Source organism: Mesorhizobium sp. B2-3-5 (genome assembly GCF_006442395.1).
Taxonomy (GTDB): Bacteria; Pseudomonadota; Alphaproteobacteria; order Rhizobiales; family Rhizobiaceae; genus Mesorhizobium.
The window spans coordinates 47,447-62,567 of sequence record NZ_VFVX01000026.1; the positions used below are offsets into that span (position 1 = coordinate 47,447).

The 15,121-nt window shown below is 60.0% G+C and carries 13 protein-coding genes and 1 pseudogene; 5 read left to right on the top strand and 9 right to left on the bottom strand.

Features of this window, described 5'->3' with window-relative positions; genetic code table 11:
* Nucleotides 1–201: 201 nt before the first annotated feature.
* From FJ958_RS23840 to ugpC, 9 genes and pseudogenes are all read right to left on the bottom strand, one after another.
* Entirely contained in the window at nucleotides 202–1,371 is a 1,170-nt protein-coding gene (locus tag FJ958_RS23840) for an MFS transporter (RefSeq protein ID WP_140746010.1), read from the bottom strand.
* A 64-nt stretch (nucleotides 1,372–1,435) separates the two neighbouring features.
* Nucleotides 1,436–2,038 (bottom strand): DsbA family protein, encoded by a 603-nt coding sequence (locus tag FJ958_RS23845; protein WP_140746012.1) that lies wholly within the window; start codon nucleotides 2,036–2,038, stop codon nucleotides 1,436–1,438.
* A 46-nt stretch (nucleotides 2,039–2,084) separates the two neighbouring features.
* Entirely contained in the window at nucleotides 2,085–2,450 is a 366-nt protein-coding gene (locus tag FJ958_RS23850; RefSeq protein ID WP_140746014.1) for a nuclear transport factor 2 family protein, read from the bottom strand.
* Nucleotides 2,451–2,645: 195 nt separating this feature from the next.
* Nucleotides 2,646–2,800 (bottom strand): annotated as a pseudogene (locus tag FJ958_RS23855) (IS110 family transposase); the annotation flags it as partial.
* Nucleotides 2,801–2,902: 102 nt separating this feature from the next.
* Nucleotides 2,903–3,679, bottom strand: a complete 777-nt coding sequence (locus tag FJ958_RS23860) for a TIM barrel protein (protein WP_140610680.1) — start codon at nucleotides 3,677–3,679, stop codon at nucleotides 2,903–2,905.
* A 120-nt stretch (nucleotides 3,680–3,799) separates the two neighbouring features.
* The gene (locus FJ958_RS23865) at nucleotides 3,800–5,461 is read right to left on the bottom strand and encodes a choline dehydrogenase (protein ID WP_140746016.1); all 1,662 of its coding nucleotides are present in this window, start codon (nucleotides 5,459–5,461) and stop codon (nucleotides 3,800–3,802) included.
* 106 nt (nucleotides 5,462–5,567) lie between these two features.
* A complete protein-coding gene (locus tag FJ958_RS23870) occupies nucleotides 5,568–6,536 on the bottom strand; it encodes a dihydrodipicolinate synthase family protein (RefSeq protein ID WP_140746018.1) in 969 nt (322 codons plus the stop codon).
* Between the two features lie 9 nt (nucleotides 6,537–6,545).
* Nucleotides 6,546–7,754 (bottom strand): CaiB/BaiF CoA-transferase family protein, encoded by a 1,209-nt coding sequence (locus FJ958_RS23875; protein ID WP_140746020.1) that lies wholly within the window; start codon nucleotides 7,752–7,754, stop codon nucleotides 6,546–6,548.
* Nucleotides 7,755–7,786: 32 nt separating this feature from the next.
* Nucleotides 7,787–8,917 carry a sn-glycerol-3-phosphate ABC transporter ATP-binding protein UgpC gene (ugpC, locus tag FJ958_RS23880; protein WP_140746022.1) on the bottom strand — a complete coding sequence of 377 codons (1,131 nt, stop codon included), beginning with the start codon at nucleotides 8,915–8,917 and terminating at the stop codon, nucleotides 7,787–7,789.
* An 89-nt stretch (nucleotides 8,918–9,006) separates the two neighbouring features.
* Here ugpC and FJ958_RS23885 point away from each other — a divergent pair, with 89 nt between their 5' ends.
* From FJ958_RS23885 to FJ958_RS23905, 5 genes are all read left to right on the top strand, one after another.
* Nucleotides 9,007–9,855: a sugar phosphate isomerase/epimerase family protein gene (locus FJ958_RS23885; RefSeq protein ID WP_181176494.1), complete on the top strand. Its 849-nt coding sequence runs from the start codon at nucleotides 9,007–9,009 to the stop codon at nucleotides 9,853–9,855.
* Nucleotides 9,856–9,987: 132 nt separating this feature from the next.
* Nucleotides 9,988–10,989 (top strand): LacI family DNA-binding transcriptional regulator, encoded by a 1,002-nt coding sequence (locus tag FJ958_RS23890; protein ID WP_181176495.1) that lies wholly within the window; start codon nucleotides 9,988–9,990, stop codon nucleotides 10,987–10,989.
* Nucleotides 10,990–11,004: 15 nt separating this feature from the next.
* Complete coding sequence (locus tag FJ958_RS23895) at nucleotides 11,005–12,183, top strand: Gfo/Idh/MocA family oxidoreductase (protein ID WP_140746028.1); 1,179 nt, start codon at nucleotides 11,005–11,007, stop codon at nucleotides 12,181–12,183.
* Nucleotides 12,184–12,237: 54 nt separating this feature from the next.
* Nucleotides 12,238–13,767, top strand: a complete 1,530-nt coding sequence (locus tag FJ958_RS23900) for an aldehyde dehydrogenase family protein (RefSeq protein WP_140746030.1) — start codon at nucleotides 12,238–12,240, stop codon at nucleotides 13,765–13,767.
* Nucleotides 13,768–13,801: 34 nt separating this feature from the next.
* Nucleotides 13,802–15,085 carry an ABC transporter substrate-binding protein gene (locus tag FJ958_RS23905; RefSeq protein ID WP_140746059.1) on the top strand — a complete coding sequence of 428 codons (1,284 nt, stop codon included), beginning with the start codon at nucleotides 13,802–13,804 and terminating at the stop codon, nucleotides 15,083–15,085.
* Nucleotides 15,086–15,121 lie beyond the last annotated feature (36 nt).

Sequence of the window (15,121 nt, forward strand, 5' to 3'; positions counted from 1 at the left end):
CGACAAGAGCCCCCAGCCTGCCGGTGCGCCGGCAAAGCCGTGGATCGGTGCGTCGGAAGCGCCAGCGTCGGTTTCAGAGGTGAGGCGCACCGGTGCTTCGTTCGATATCGCAACCTACAGGACCGAGCCGCTTTCGGCGCCGACAATCACGGTGGCGAACAGGAGCAGTAGGTTGGCTATGAGCTTTGGCATCCGCCGCCCCTAGGGAAGTGCCGGGCGATCTTGGCCAGCAACGATACGGTGGAAGACCCACAGAATTGCTGGGCAGGCCAGGAGCATGAGGGCGCCGAAGTCGAGCGCGGCGCGCGCGGAGCCGAGCGACGTGGAAAGCTTTCCGCCGATCGCGGAGCCAACCGGGCTTCCAGCATAGAAAGCCGTATAGAATATTCCCATTCCGATCGCCCGCGTCTTCGGCTCGAGCACGCGCGCCGGTAGGCTCATGATGGCGCCGGCGGGCAGGCCGCAAACGGTCCCAACAGCAATGACGGCGGGAAGCACCTGGCCGCTTCGCGACAGGAGAACCGTCAGCAGCGCAAAGCCGATGCAGCCTGCGACAACGATGGCTTCGCCGCGTTTGGTCATATCAGCGAGCAAGCCTCCTAAGGGAACCGAAAGCGCCGTGAGCCAGAGGACGATGCTGATCGTTGATCCAGCTGCAGCCATGGACCAGCCTCGCTCGACGAGCATCGTTGGGCCGAAACTGAAGATCATCACCAAACCGAGATTGTAGAGACACCAGATCGAGCTAACGGCAATCATCGCATAGACGTTTTCCGAGGTCACACTGCCTCGTTCGCCTTTAACGGGGACGGGCGCCTCCTGAGCGCGATAGAAAAACGCCATCAGGCCGAAGCCGATCAGGATCCACCCTGCGACGGCTAGGTTGACGGCAAAAAGGCCGAATCTCGCTCCAATCCATGGCAAGAGCATGAGCGAGATTGCGATGCCTACCGGCCACGAGTTGACGAAAATGGCCATCGCGGTTGCGATTTCCCGGCCGGCAAACCAGTCGGCGACCATCTTGGTCATCAGAACGCTGAGGAGAATACCGCCAGTGCCGGCGATCAGTCGGCCTGCGATTTGCACGCTCCATGACGCCGATGCAGCCATCAGTAATTCGCCAGCCAGCATCGCCAGGAGTGCGGCGAGAACCGTCGCCTTATCGCCATAGCGGCGTCCGATGGTGCCAGCGGGGAAGGCGAGCAGGACGCCCGGCGCAAAATAGACTCCGATAAGGATGCCGATGTCGGTCAGGCTGGCGCCGAGACCTTCGCTAAGCTGCGGCGCTACGGCCCCCACGCTGCCGAACTGGAAGGCGAAGGCGGCACGAGCGACGAACAACACAGCAAGAATGATCCAGCGGCTTCGCACTTGATCCCCCCTGGGATTGACGATCAGCGCATGGCTTCACCAAATGCGTCCTCTTCGTCATGATTCAACGTTGCAGTTCATGTCGCCCAGCGGCCCAGGCAAGCCCCTCTTCCAACCGATCGTCCCCCCAGAATGTTTCGCCATCGACGACGAAGGCCGGGGAGCCGAAAATGCCATAGCTGCGAGCCGCGTCGGTCTCCTGCTTGAGACGCTCATGGGCGCGGGCGCCGTCAGCCTTGGCAACCACATCGTCGATGTCCTGACCCAGGGGAGCCAGCACATGCCCCAGATGGACGCGGCTGCCCAGTTCCATGCCTTCCAGGTACCACGCCCTGAAGCTTGCGACGGTGTAGACCTCGCACCAGCCCTCTTCGGCCGCCACCATGGCGACCCGGTTAGCCAGAAGGTCCGGGTCGGTCGGCCAGATGGGAGCCCTGATGTAAGGGACGCCGTGCGTCGCCGCGCGCCGCTCCACATCGCGCCACATGTACTTTACCTTTGCCGCCTGGGTGCGGAGGGCAATGTTGTTCTCGGCCATCACGGTGCGGACATTGAATGGGCGCCATCGAACGGCAACGCCCGACTGTTTCGCCATGGCGTCAATGCGCATCACCGACAGATATGCGTAGCCGCTCCCGAAAAAATAGAAGAAGTCGATCTGCTTCATTCCCTCCTCCTCCGCGGCCGCGCCAAGTCGGCAACAAACCTATTCCTCAGTCGGTGCTGTTAAGGCTGCACATGCGTATTAGCCATGACCCGTCGGCCTGTCGCTCGAAGACGTCGACCGACGTACCGTTGCCGACCTCAAGGCCCTCGGTATACGTCGCCAGGCACCAAGCCAGGTCACCGGATCTGCCCGCATATATCAATTTCATTTTCTTGTCGGTCGCCTCGCTGTGCCCATTCGTCCAGGTTGCGTGGAGAGCTTCGATCGCGTCGCGGCCTCTAGCCGGAGGCGCGTAGGGCGAATGTAATTCGGCATCAGCCGTAAACATCGCGCCGCATGTCTTGGTGTCGCCGGCACGATAGGCAGCCACATAGGCATTCCAGAAAACCTGCAGTTCCTCGTGGATCGACATCGGCGGCCCTCCGGGCGCTAGATCGCTATATTAGGGATTTCTCAGGTATGCGACAATCCTCCAATACGGGTCGGCCGCTGGCCTCTCCACCCAAAAGATGGTCCGCGGCCGAACTCTTCTTACAAGCCTGGACACATCGCTGACCCGAAGCCCGCGCCGGAAAAATGATCCAAATCGTTGTCCGAGTTGATTATCAGCTTGGCGGAACCAGCCGGTGCGCATGATGAGGGCGTCTTGTGCGCTGCGCCGACATCGCAGCACGCACGGTGTCGTGTCTCCAGGCCGAGTTTCTTGAGCTCCGGATGCAGCCAGGGCAACAGCGATCCGGTCTCGTGAGCGACGCGACGCAGCGCGAGGTGCATCTGGAGGTGGCGGTCGTGACCGACCCCGATGCGATCTGCGAGATGCTCGAACCCTTTCTCGGACATCGCGTGTCGAATTGCCCGCAAGTCTCATAATTCAAGGCTGAGCGTCTTAATCCATTTCAAGCCATGGTCGGTTGCGGCCCTGGGCTTGTATTCGCATCCAACCCAGTTCCGATAGCCAAGCCGTTCAAGCGCTGCAAACACGGCAAGATAGCTGATCTCGCCTTCATCGGGCTCGGCACGGCTCGGCACCGCCGCAATCTGGACGTGGCCGATCTTCGGCAAGTGACGGGAAAGTCGAGTCAGCACATCGCCTTGGCTAATCCCGACATGGTATATGTCAAACATGATCTTTAGGTTCGGCGCTCCGACTTGATCAAGCATGTCAGCGGCTTCCTCGATCGTGGAGTAAAAGTAGTTCGGTTTGTCGCGCTGGTTGATTGGCTCCAGCAGGATCGTCAGGTCTGGGGCAGCATTGGTGGCGAAGACAAGATTCTCGATGAACACTTGCTTTCCTCGCGCTCGTTGGTCCAGCGGAACGACGCCAGCCATCGCGTGGATCGAGTTCGCGCCGGCTTGGCGCGCATAGCCGGCGGACATCGCGAATCCCGTGCGAAATTCGCTCTGGCGTCCATCGATGGCGCCCAGTCCGAAATCGCCCTTGTCGGTATCGCCCAGCGGCGTGTTGATCCCGAGAAGAGTTAGGCCGTGATTGATGCAGCGCTGCTTCACCAATCCCGCTGGCGTCTCGTAGGGCCAATGCAATTCGATGGCTTTGAATCCAGCCGCCGCTGCCGCGTCGATGCGATCCACGAGCGGGCGGTCGGGCCACAAGAATCCTAGGTTTGCGGAGAAGCGGAGCATAGTCGATCCATCATTGGACGAAGTGTCCTGGGTTTTTGAATCCGAACACTGTCTTGTTGATCAGGGTTTCATGGTCGCTGATTAGGATGGCGTTCGTGGCGGCCACCGGATCCGCCATCATCAGGCATCTTGCGTCGACCAATTGGAAGCGCGGTTTCCCGTGGACCACGCCCCAACGCTTCCCCCGTTGTCTTCACGAATGAGGTCGCTGCCCTTGGCACCGATCATAATCGATGCAGCATTGGTATTACCGCCAATCAGCCTCGGCATGATGGACGAGTCGATAACCCGCAATCCCTCGAGGCCACGAACCTTGAGCCTCGGATCGACTGTCGCGAGCTCGTCAACTCCCATCCTGCAACTGCCAACCGGATGGTAGTCGGTCTCAGCAGTCTGCCGGACGAAGTCGAGGATCTGCGCGTCGGTCTTGACGTCGGCTAAGGGGGCGTAGGGGCGAGACACATAGGGCCTGAATGCCTTGGACTCCATGATTTCCCTTCCAATCCTAACGCAAGCGATCATCTTGTTGGCGTCAATAGGGTCGGCCATGAAGTTTGGGTCGATCAGGGGAGCATCTAACGGGTTCGACGAGGTAAGTCTGACCTCGCCGCGGCTGACCGGCCGCATGTTATTATTGTGCAGCGTGATGCCATTGCCGGGCAATTTGGTGAACCCGTGGTCGATGACCCACGCCGGCAGGAAGTGGACAGAGATATCTGGCTCCTCGAGCCCAGCTTCGCTCTTGGTGTAAGCGACAGCCTCGCATCCCGACGATGTGACCGGTCCTGACCTGAAGAGGAGGTAGCGGGCGCCGTGAATATATTTGTAGGGGAAACGCGCCGCGTCATCGTAGGTGAGTTTAGTGGTCGCGTGCCAGATGGCCGCCGCGTCGAGATGGTCCTGCAGGCCTTTGCCGACACCGGGCAGGTCGTGCACTACTGTCACGCCGGCTTGCTTAAGCTCACTTGCCGGACCGATGCCGGAAAGAAGGAGGAGCTTGGGAGAATTAAAAGCTCCCGAGCTGACGATAACCTCGCGCGTCGCACTCACCCTTGTGGTGCGGTTGTCATTCCCGACCAGTTCGATTCCCACGGCACGCCCTTTCTCAATGATGATCCGCGAAACGAGGGTGTTCGCGTAAACGTCGAGATTCGAGCGGGACTTGCGCGCCGGATGTAGGAACGCGCGGGCAGAGCTCATGCGCCGTCCGTCTTTCACGGTGTATTGGAAGTGACCGACACCGTGCTGGGTAGCACCGTTGAAATCCTTGCTGCGCGGTATGCCGACCTCCGTACAGGCTTCGATAAAGGTCGCGGTCAGAGGATTAAGGTAGGTGAAGTCGGTGACGTTTAGCGGGCCGTCGTTGCCGTGATATTCGTCGTGCAAACGGGTATTGGCTTCAAGGCGTTTATAGACCGGCAGAACGTCTTGGTAGCTCCAACCTATGCAGCCATCCTCTGCCCAACGGTCATAGTCCTGATGGCTGCCGCGTATATAAATCATGCCGTTGATTGAACTGCTACCCCCGATCGCTTTGCCCTGTGGGATGAACATTTCCCGATTGTTCAGGTGCTTCTGAGGGGCCGTACGAAACGCCCAGTTGTACTTGGTGCCTTCGATCAGGCTTTGGATGCCGGCAGGCATGTGGATCATCGGCGACAAGTCTCGGCGACCGGCCTCCAGGATCAGGACCCGGACATCTGGATCCTGGCCTAACTCGCTTGCGAGCACACAGCCTGCGGAGCCTGCGCCGATGATGATGTAGTCATAGTCTTTACGCATCTTGCGCACCAATCGTTCGGGCGAGGAGGTGGCAATGGCTTAGCGCCATTGCGCGATGAAGAGACGGCCAACCCCGTTTGGAGCTGGCCTGGAGAGTGTGGTCCCTTCAGGCTGTTACCAGCCGAGGCCGCGCTGTATCCGCACCTGGGATCGGACGTAGGTCGGCGATCTGGGCTGCACGCCAGAGGCGATCCAGTTCAGCCGCCTGCATGCGCAGTTGCGGCGAACGCACCACCGGGCGGGAAATCGCGCCCACCATGTAGGCCACTTCCTTGTAACGGGTGTGCAGGTCCGCATATGGGAAGCCATAGATCGCATGGTTGAGCGGCGCGAGACGACGATGAAGGGCCTGCGCATTTAGCAGGTCGCCCTTTTCAACAAGACGCAGCATTTCCACGCACTCGTAAGGAGCGAGTGCCGCGAGCCCGGACAGGATGCCGTCGGCGCCTGTCGAGAGGTTGTGGAAGAAAGAGGACCCGACCGAAGGCAGGCAGATGATCTTCTTGTTGAGGGATTTCAAGGCGTAGTAGTCGCGATCGTAACGTACGCAGTCCGCGGCTTGCGCCATCTTCACTCCGACCACTTGGTCGATCTCAGACGCCATCTTGATCAACGCTTCATGGGGATAGGAAAGCTGGTCGCCGGAGGCCAGCTGGAACAGCAGAATGGGCATGTCCAAGCCTTCCGCGACCTCCTTGTGGAAGTGGAAGGCGTATTCGGGGCTATGGTTAGCGTTGTAAGCCGAGAGGTAGGGCGAGCAGGCCATGACCGCGTCGGCGCCCGCTTCCCGTGCCTCCTCGCCGCGACGTATCGTTGCCGGTGGCGCCCAATCAAATATCGCCGCGACAACCGGCTGACCGGGGCGGATGTTCTCCTTGTGGACGGCGACTGCGCGCTGACGCTCCTCTGTGGTCAGCGCAGGGGACTCCGCGGCGAATGCGTTGACGACAAACCCCTGGATCCCGGGCACCGATGCCAGGTCACGCGTGCGCTTGGCCATTTCGTCCCAGTCGACCTCAAGGTTGTCCTTGAAAGGCGTTATATTCGCGATCAGCACGCCACCATCGAGCTTCATGGTTTCCTCCTATTCCGTGAGGGCGCCGACAACTTCGGCCGGACCCGAGACAATCTTCTTGGCAAAAAGGCGTTCTATATCGGCGTCCGACAAACCCATTTCATGCAGGATTTCGGAGGTATGTGAGCCGACTTCGGTCGAGAGCGTATGAAGTTCCGGCACCTGGCCATCGTAACGTAGGGGATGGTTGACGAGCGTTGCCGTTTTCCCGTTGACCTCGACCTCGCGGAAGACGTTATTCGCGGCGATCTGCGGATCGGCGGCAACGGCCTCATAGTCCTGAACGATCCCGTACCATACGCCGCGCGCATCGAAGGCTTTTGACAGATCGTCATACGTCCAGCTGCGAACGGCTTCGGCAACCGCCGCCGCCAGCACGTCACGGTCGTCGTAGCGATCAAGGTGTTGCAGCGCCCGCAGGGCATCGCTGTCCAGCGCCTCGGCGACGTTAGCAATGTCATTGGTCGGGATCACGACCTGGGCGTCGGCGATGCGATAGACGCCGGTCGGGGCTTCGTGGAACCAGGTGATCAGATTCTCCTGGCGGTCGAATGCCTCTGTTCCGGGCCTGCTGGACATATAGTTCGTGAGTGGCTCAGTCTGAAGGTCCAGGCCGGAATTCAGGAGGCTACCTTGGACATGGGTACCTTTGCCAGTCTTCAGCTTCTTGATGTAGGCGGCCAGAACGCCCATGGCGAGCAAAGCGCCCCCGTGCTGATCAACGATAGCGCACCCAGCCGCCGTCGGACGATCGTGTGGGCCAGTGGCGGAAATGAAACCTGAACGGGCCTGAATGATCAGGTCTTGAGCCGTGCGGCCGACCATGGGTCCATTCAGGCCCCAGCCCGTGCCGCTTGCGAAGATGATATCCGGCTTGCGCTTCTTCAGGTCCTCATAGGACAGGCCGAGTTTGTCCATGACGCCGGTGCGGAAATTCTCTACCACGGCGTCCGCCTGATCGATGAGCTTGAGAACCAGCTCCTTGCCCTCGGCCGACTTCAGGTCAACGGAAAAGCTTCGCTTGTTGCGGTTGGCCGCCAGGAAGAACCCGCTGACGCCGCCGACGAACACCTTGGCGCCGGACCAGCTCCTCTCGAATGGGCCCTTAGCAGGTTCGATCTTGATGACGTCGGCCCCCATGTCCGCCAGGTACTGGGTCGCAGCCGGCCCCTGCAGAAAGTGGCAGAAACTGACGATTTTCATTCCTTGCAGAAGCATCTGTGCATTTCCTTGTGCAGTAAACGGTAGCTTTAGGCCGCAATGACAGGGGTCGCAGCGCGTCGATCTTGATGGTCGGCGATGTTCTGTTGGGTCGCGGGGTCAAACACGTGGATCTCTTCAGTAGCGATCGACAGGTTGACGGCTTGACCCGGTGACAGGCGCCGGAATGGGTCGACACGGGTCACTGTCACCTGCTTCTCGCCGAGACGCACCTGAACGAGTTGTTCCGAGCCAAGAAGCTCGGTGATATCGACGTTGCCGGATGCGAAACTGCTCGAGCAGGCCCCATCGATAACGATATGTTCAGGACGCAGGCCGAGAAGCGCGTTGCCACGTAGTGACAGAACTGCCGCTTTCAAACGATCCGGCACAGGCATCTTAAGGTCACCGGCCGTGAAGAACGAGCGGTCGCCGATCGAGGTAATTCCTACCTCGATGATGTTCATAGGTGGCGAACCGATAAAGGTAGCGACAAAAATGTTCCTCGGGCGGTGGTAAATGTCTTCGGGTGTTCCGGCCTGCTGGACCTCGCCGTTGGCCATCACAACGACGCGATCGCCGAGCGTCATGGCCTCGATCTGGTCGTGGGTGACGTAGATGGACGTCGCGGTGATACGGCTTTTGAGCCTTTTCAGCTCCTGCCTCATTTCCAAACGCAGCTTCGCGTCCAGATTTGAAAGCGGTTCGTCGAACAAAAAGAGTTTCGGATTCCGGACAAGGCAGCGGCCGAGCGCAACGCGCTGTTGCTGTCCACCTGATAACTGGCGGGGTTTGCGGTCCAGCAATTTTCCGAGGGCCAGTACATCGGCGGCGCGTCTGATCTCGCTGTCCACCTGCGCTTTCGGCATGCCGCGGTTTCGCAGTCCGAAGGCCATGTTGTCGTACACGTTCATGTTCGGATACAGGGCGTAGTTCTGGAACACCATGGCGACGTCCCGCTGGGCGGGACTGAGGTGGTTGGCATGCTGCCCCCTAATAGACAGCTTGCCGGACGTGATGGTCTCGAGGCCCGCGACCATGCGAAGGGTAGTCGTTTTGCCGCAACCAGACGGCCCGACCAACACGACGAATTCGTCGTGCCCAAGCGAGAGGTCGACATCCTTCACGACTTGAACGGCGCCGTATGATTTGTTTATTCCGACGAGTTCCACGCCCTGCATCGGCTTCCTCCTTCGCAAATTCAATTGCGCTTGACTACATAGGGCGGGGGTTGTAATCGATTACAAGCTGCTTGTCCAGAGGCCGTCCATTGCCATTTCTCGATCGTATTTCTTTCAACCACGCAACATTCGGACCAGAGGCGTCGTTCCGAACGTTTTTGGAGACCGTTGCTGAGACAGGCGCACGAGGCGTCGGTGTATGGACTGAACGGCTTGACGGCCTGTCGCCTACTGCGGCGGGTGAGCTCATCCGAGACCACGGGCTCGCGATCAGTGGCGTGAACCGCGGAGGCTTCTTTACAGGTTCGACAAAGGAACAACGCGACGCCGCCATTGACCAAACTCTGCGCCAGATCGAGGCGACGGCGGAATTGCACGCCGACACTCTGGTCATAGTTCCCGGCGGTCTGCAGCCCGATCTGAAGGATATTCGGGTCGCGAGGGATCAGGTGAAGGATGGAATAGCCCGCGTCGCGCCATTCGCGCGGGATCATGGCGTCCGTCTAGCAATCGAGCCATTCCATCCAGCTTTGTCGGCGCTGCGCGGCGTAGTGAACACACTCGACCTAGCGATGAACCTGTGTGAGGTTCACGGCGGCCACGTCGGGGTCGTCACCGACATTTTCCACCTGTGGTGGGATCCTGGTGTCTATCAAGCCATTAGCCGTGCCGGCACGCGCATATTCGGGCATCATCTCTGTGACTGGAAACTGGACGCCGTCGATCCGGTCGCCGACCGAGCGGTGATGGGCGACGGAGTTGCTGACATCCCGGGGATCACGGCCGCGGTAATGGATGCGGGCTACTCCGGCTGGATGGAAATCGAGATATTTTCCAAGAACGACCTATGGACCATGGCGCCGTCAGCTATTGCCTCGCGATGCCTCGAACGGGCGCGGGAGTGTCTTGATGAGGCGGAGAAGATGCGAAAAATTTGACCTTTCGGGCGCTGTCGCCTTTGAGTGGGCGATCGTTCGAAACGTGATGAGGTCGCTATGAGCGGGAGTGTCGCAGGGAAAATGGTGCGCAAGAGGGCGCCAAGGAACAACGGGGGGCAACAGCAACCTCGTTTGGCCGACGTCGCCAAGGCGGCGCGGGTAAGCACGGCCACGGTTTCGCGCGTCATGAATACGCCTGAGATGGTGACCGAAGAGATTAGGGAGCGGGTGCACAGCGCGATTCAGAAGCTCAAATGGGTGCCGAACGCGACAGCCAAATCGCTCAGGACGAGCCGCACACACACGGTTGGGGCAATTATGCCCACCCTGGATCACCAGAACTTCGCCCGGATCGTCCAGTCCCTCCAGACAACCATGGCGGTCGAGAAATATGAGCTGCTGGTGGGCGTCACCTACTACAACCGAGAGGTCGCGACACAGCAGGCCCGCGCGATGGTCGACAAGGGGGTGGAGGCTCTCGTCCTCGTCGGCGCCGATCATCCTGATGAACTGATGCAGCTGCTCGAGGAGAAAGGCATCCCGTTCGTGCTGTTGTATGTGGCGCCGGGCAGCGCGCCAGGCCGCAATGTCATCGGCTACAACAACTACCAAGCCTTTGTGACTATGACCGAGCACCTGCTGTCACTGGGCCACCGCACCTTCGGACTTATAGCCCAAGATACCTCTTTCAACGATCGAGCGCGCGCCCGTCAGGAAGGTGTCCGCACGACGCTTGCTGAGCAGGGCATTGCCATCCGTCCACGCCATTTCATTGAGGGCGAATGGAAATTCGAGGACGGCATGAAGGCCTTCGAGAAGATAATGCGCACTGATGATCCGCCCACGGCCATCATCTGCGGCAACGACTATCTCGCTATTGGATGCATGCTCAAGGCGCGCGAGATGGGTATCGACATCCCTGGCGATGTCTCGATCACCGGATTTGACGATATCGATTTGGCGCGCCTGCTGCAGCCTGGCATCACGACCATGAAGGTTCCTGACGAACTGGTCGGTGAAATGGCTGGCCGATTCTTCATCGACGTTCTGCGCGGCAAGGGCGGGCAGCTGGGAGAGGTGCCGGCACCGGAACTCATCATGCGCGGGTCCACCTCTCGCCCGAAACCGAATTAATCAGGAGCACTACAGATGGTCTACAAACTTGCCTCGGATTTGGACCTGGGACCGCGCTTGCCGATCGGAATGGTCGGCGGCGGCCGGGGATCGTTTTTTGCACCCTATCACCGTGCGGCGCTTCGCCTCAGCGGCCGCTGGGAGCTTGTCGCCGGGGTGTTCTCGTCTGAGCGTTCTAGGTCGCTCGAAGCAGGCACCGCGCTCGGCGTGGCTTCCGATCGCAACTATGAGACAGTCGCGGATCTCGCCCGAGCCGAAGCGGCGCGCAGCGATGGCATCCGGGCGGCGTGCGTCGTCACGCCTAACCATCTGCATTTTGATGCCTGCAAGACCCTGATGGAAAACGGCATCGGCGTGATCTGCGATAAGCCGTTAGTAAATTCTTTGGAGGAAGCACGCGAATTGCAGCGGCTCGCCGCGCAGACCGGCGTCTTTTTCGGCATGACATACACCTATTGCGGCTACCCGATGGTGCGCGAGGCTCGCCAACTCGTCGCGGAGGGCGGGATTGGGCGCGTTAGGTTCGTGTACGTCGAGTATCTGCAGGAGTGGCTCGCCGACAAGCCGGAGAATCTCGGCGCAAAGGCCGGCGGCTGGCGAACGGATCCACAAAAAGCTGGACCGACAGGCACGCTCGGCGATGTTGGCACCCACGCCTTCAACCTCGCGGAATTTGTCTGCGGCGCGAAGGTGAACCAGCTGTCGGCCAATATGACGACGATCGTCGAAGGTCGTGCGCTCGACGATAACGACATTGTGCAGCTGCGTTTCGACGCTGGCTTTTCGGGGCTCCTATGGGCGACTCAAGCTGCGCCCGGACATCGCAACGGTCTTCGTATCAAGGTCGTAGGGTCCACAGGGTCGGTCGAGTGGCGACAGGAAGCTCCGGAAACGCTTCGTATCGGCGAACTCGGCCAAGCAGACCGTACACTTCACAGGGGTCAGCGGATCATGACTGCAGCCGGGGCGACGCAAACCACACTCCCCGCCGGCAATCCTGAAGGCTACCATGAGGCACTCGCCATCCTTTACAGCGACTTTGCGGATGCCATCGAGGCACCTGTCTCAGTCCCTCTATTTCCGGCACCAGGGTTGGAGGAAGGTGTGCGTGGGGTGGCGCTGTGCGACGTCGCCATCCGCTCAAGTTCCACCAACGGAAGCTGGCTTCCATTAGACAATCAAGATTCTCATTGACAATGCTATGTAATCGATTACAAATACCGCCGACGAAACGGGTGATCCTGGTCCATGAATGCACATCCTTCCACGCTATACGCTCTTCCCGACTCGCCCCGCGATTTCAGCCTGCTGATAGACGGATCGCTGATACCCGTATGCGACCGCGAGCCGATTGACCGGACCAGTCCGGCGCATCGTCGTCTGGTCAGCCGGTATCCCAGAGCAACCACTGCCGACACTGATCGTGCTGTAGAGGCGGCCAAAACGGCCTTCCAGAAGACCGACTGGGCGACCATGCCGGGCGCCGCACGCGCAAGATTTATCCTCGAGGTCGCAGAACTGATCCGCGAGCACAAAGCTGAGCTCGCTCAGATCGAGACTTTGGAGGGCGGCAAGCCCGTGTCTGCGATCGAAGGCGAAATCGACGTCTCGGTCGATCTTTGGGAGTATGCTGCGACCTTGGCGCGCCATGCCTATGGCGACACTTACGATACCCTCGGAAAGGACACGATGGGGTTGGTTTTGCGCCAGCCGATCGGCGTCGTGGCCATGATCACTCCGTGGAACTTCCCGCTTCTTATCCTAAGCCAGAAGCTGCCTTTCGCGCTGGCTCTCGGATGCACCGCTGTGGTCAAGCCGAGCGAGCTGACATCGGGCACGGCCCTCCTGTTGGGCGAGCTTCTTCAAAAAGCCGGCCTGCCTGCCGGGGTCGTCAACATCCTCGCCGGCGCCGGCTCTACGACTGGCATGCAGCTGTGCTCGCATCCCGACGTTGCGATGGTCTCGTTCACCGGTTCTACAGAGGTCGGGAAGACAATCAGCAAGGCCGCAGCGGACACGCTCAAGCGCGTCTCGCTCGAGCTCGGTGGGAAAGCCGCACACATCGTCTTTGCTGACGCTGATCTTGAGGCGGCTGCCGACAAGGTCGCGTTCGGCATCCTTCACAACGCGGGCCAGTGCTGTGTGAGCGGCACTCGGCTGCTCGTGCAGCGCTCCGTAGCAGAGCAGTTCAGCCAAGCCGTGGCTGCTCAGATCAAGTCCGTTCGTGTCGGCGATCCGCTGGACCCGGCCGTGAAGGTCGGCCCGGTCATTTCCAAGCAGCAATACGAAATTATCGGCAGCTACATCGCGATCGGCAAGGAAGAAAACGCGACCTTGATGTTGGGTGGCACTCAGAGCCTGCATTACGGCGGCGTAGATGGCTATTTCGTCGAGCCCACGATCTTTGCTGATGTCAGCCCAGATATGCGCATCGCGCAGGAAGAGATCTTCGGGCCGGTCCTTTCCATCATCCCGTTCGACACCGTCGACGAGGCGCTCGAGATCGCAAACAGCACGATCTACGGCCTTGCGTCCGGCGTGTGGACCTCGAACCTCGACACGGCTTTCAGATGCGCGCGGGGACTGCGATCGGGGACCGTCGAGGTCAACACGTACATCGCCGGTGCACCTGAGCTACCCCTGGTGGGCCACCGTCAGAGCGGCGTGGGGCACGAGAAGGGTCGCTTCGCGGTCGAAGAGTTCACCGAACTCAAGACGGTCCAACTGCAATTCGGCCCGCTGACCGATCGTTGGGTCTCCAACGCTAACTCAATATGAAGAGCGCTGCGGCGCGAAAAAAGGAGGAGTGAACATGCACTGGAATGTCAACAGACGTTCGTTATTGAAGACAAGCGCCGCACTAGCGGCCACGGCCGCATTCTCAGGACTCGCCGGGCGGTCTGCGATGGCCGCCGACAAGCTCGAAATCTTCTCTTGGTGGACATCGGGTGGCGAGTCAGCGGCTCTCCAGGCCCTGATCGACGGCTTCAAGGAGCACTATCCTTCCACGGAAATCACGAACGCTGCCGTGGCCGGCGGCGGTGGCACAAATGCACTGCCGGTGCTCCAGGCGCGCCTGGCTGGCGGTACCCCACCCGACACTTGGCAGGGCAACAGCGGCACAGCCTTCTTCAACTCCTATGCCGATCCCGGCTACATCGACGACGTCACGGACCTTTATAAGTCCGAGGGATGGGAAAAGACCATGTCGCCGGGCGTCCTCGACCTCGTCCGAAAAAATGGAAAATACTATGCTGTGATGGTCGGCGCTCATCGCTGTAACGAAGTGTGGTTCAACAAGCCTTTGCTGGCCAAGAACGGCGTCGAGATCGGCGACTCCCTGTCGTTCGACCAGTTCTTTGCCGCGGCCGAGAAACTGAAGGCGGCCGGCGTGAATGCCCTCGCGGTCGGCGACAACGGCATCTGGGCCAACATGCGGATGCTCGAGAACACATTCAACGGCGTGCTCGGCTATGACCAGACCGTGCAGCTTTGGGATGGGAAGCTGGCCTTCAACTCGCCGCAGATGAAGGAGGCCTACAAGACCCACCTTCGCATGCTCGATTACCAGAACCCGGACCACTCCGCACTGAGCTGGGACCAGGCCGTCAAGAAGGTGATCGAAGGCAGTTCCGCCTTCACCATGATGGGCGACTGGTCATACGGCGAGTTCGCCAAGGCTGGCGCCAAGGACGGTGTGGACTTCGGCTGGGTCAGCCATCCCGGCACGGAAGACATCTTCATCATCGTCACCGACGGTTTCCCGATTGCCAAGGACGCGCCGAATCCGGAGTCGGCCCGCAATTGGCTGAAGGTCATGGGTGACCCAAAGGTCCAGCTGGCCTTCAGCCTGAAGAAGGGCTCTGTCGCCACGCGCCTTGACGTCGACAAATCCACCCTACCTCCGTATCTCCAGTGGTCGTTCGAGAAATTCGCGAAGAATAAGTTCACGGGCTCGAGCGTCAACGGCGAGCAGGTGCCGTCATCGTTCAACCAGAGCTCCTTTGATGCTTTGACTACCTTCGTGGTGGACAAGAACATCGATGCCTTCGCTGACAATATGCAGGCAGCGTTCGACGCTATTCCCAAGACGTAATGTCGCCGGGCCGAGTCCCTGTCTCCACCGGGACTC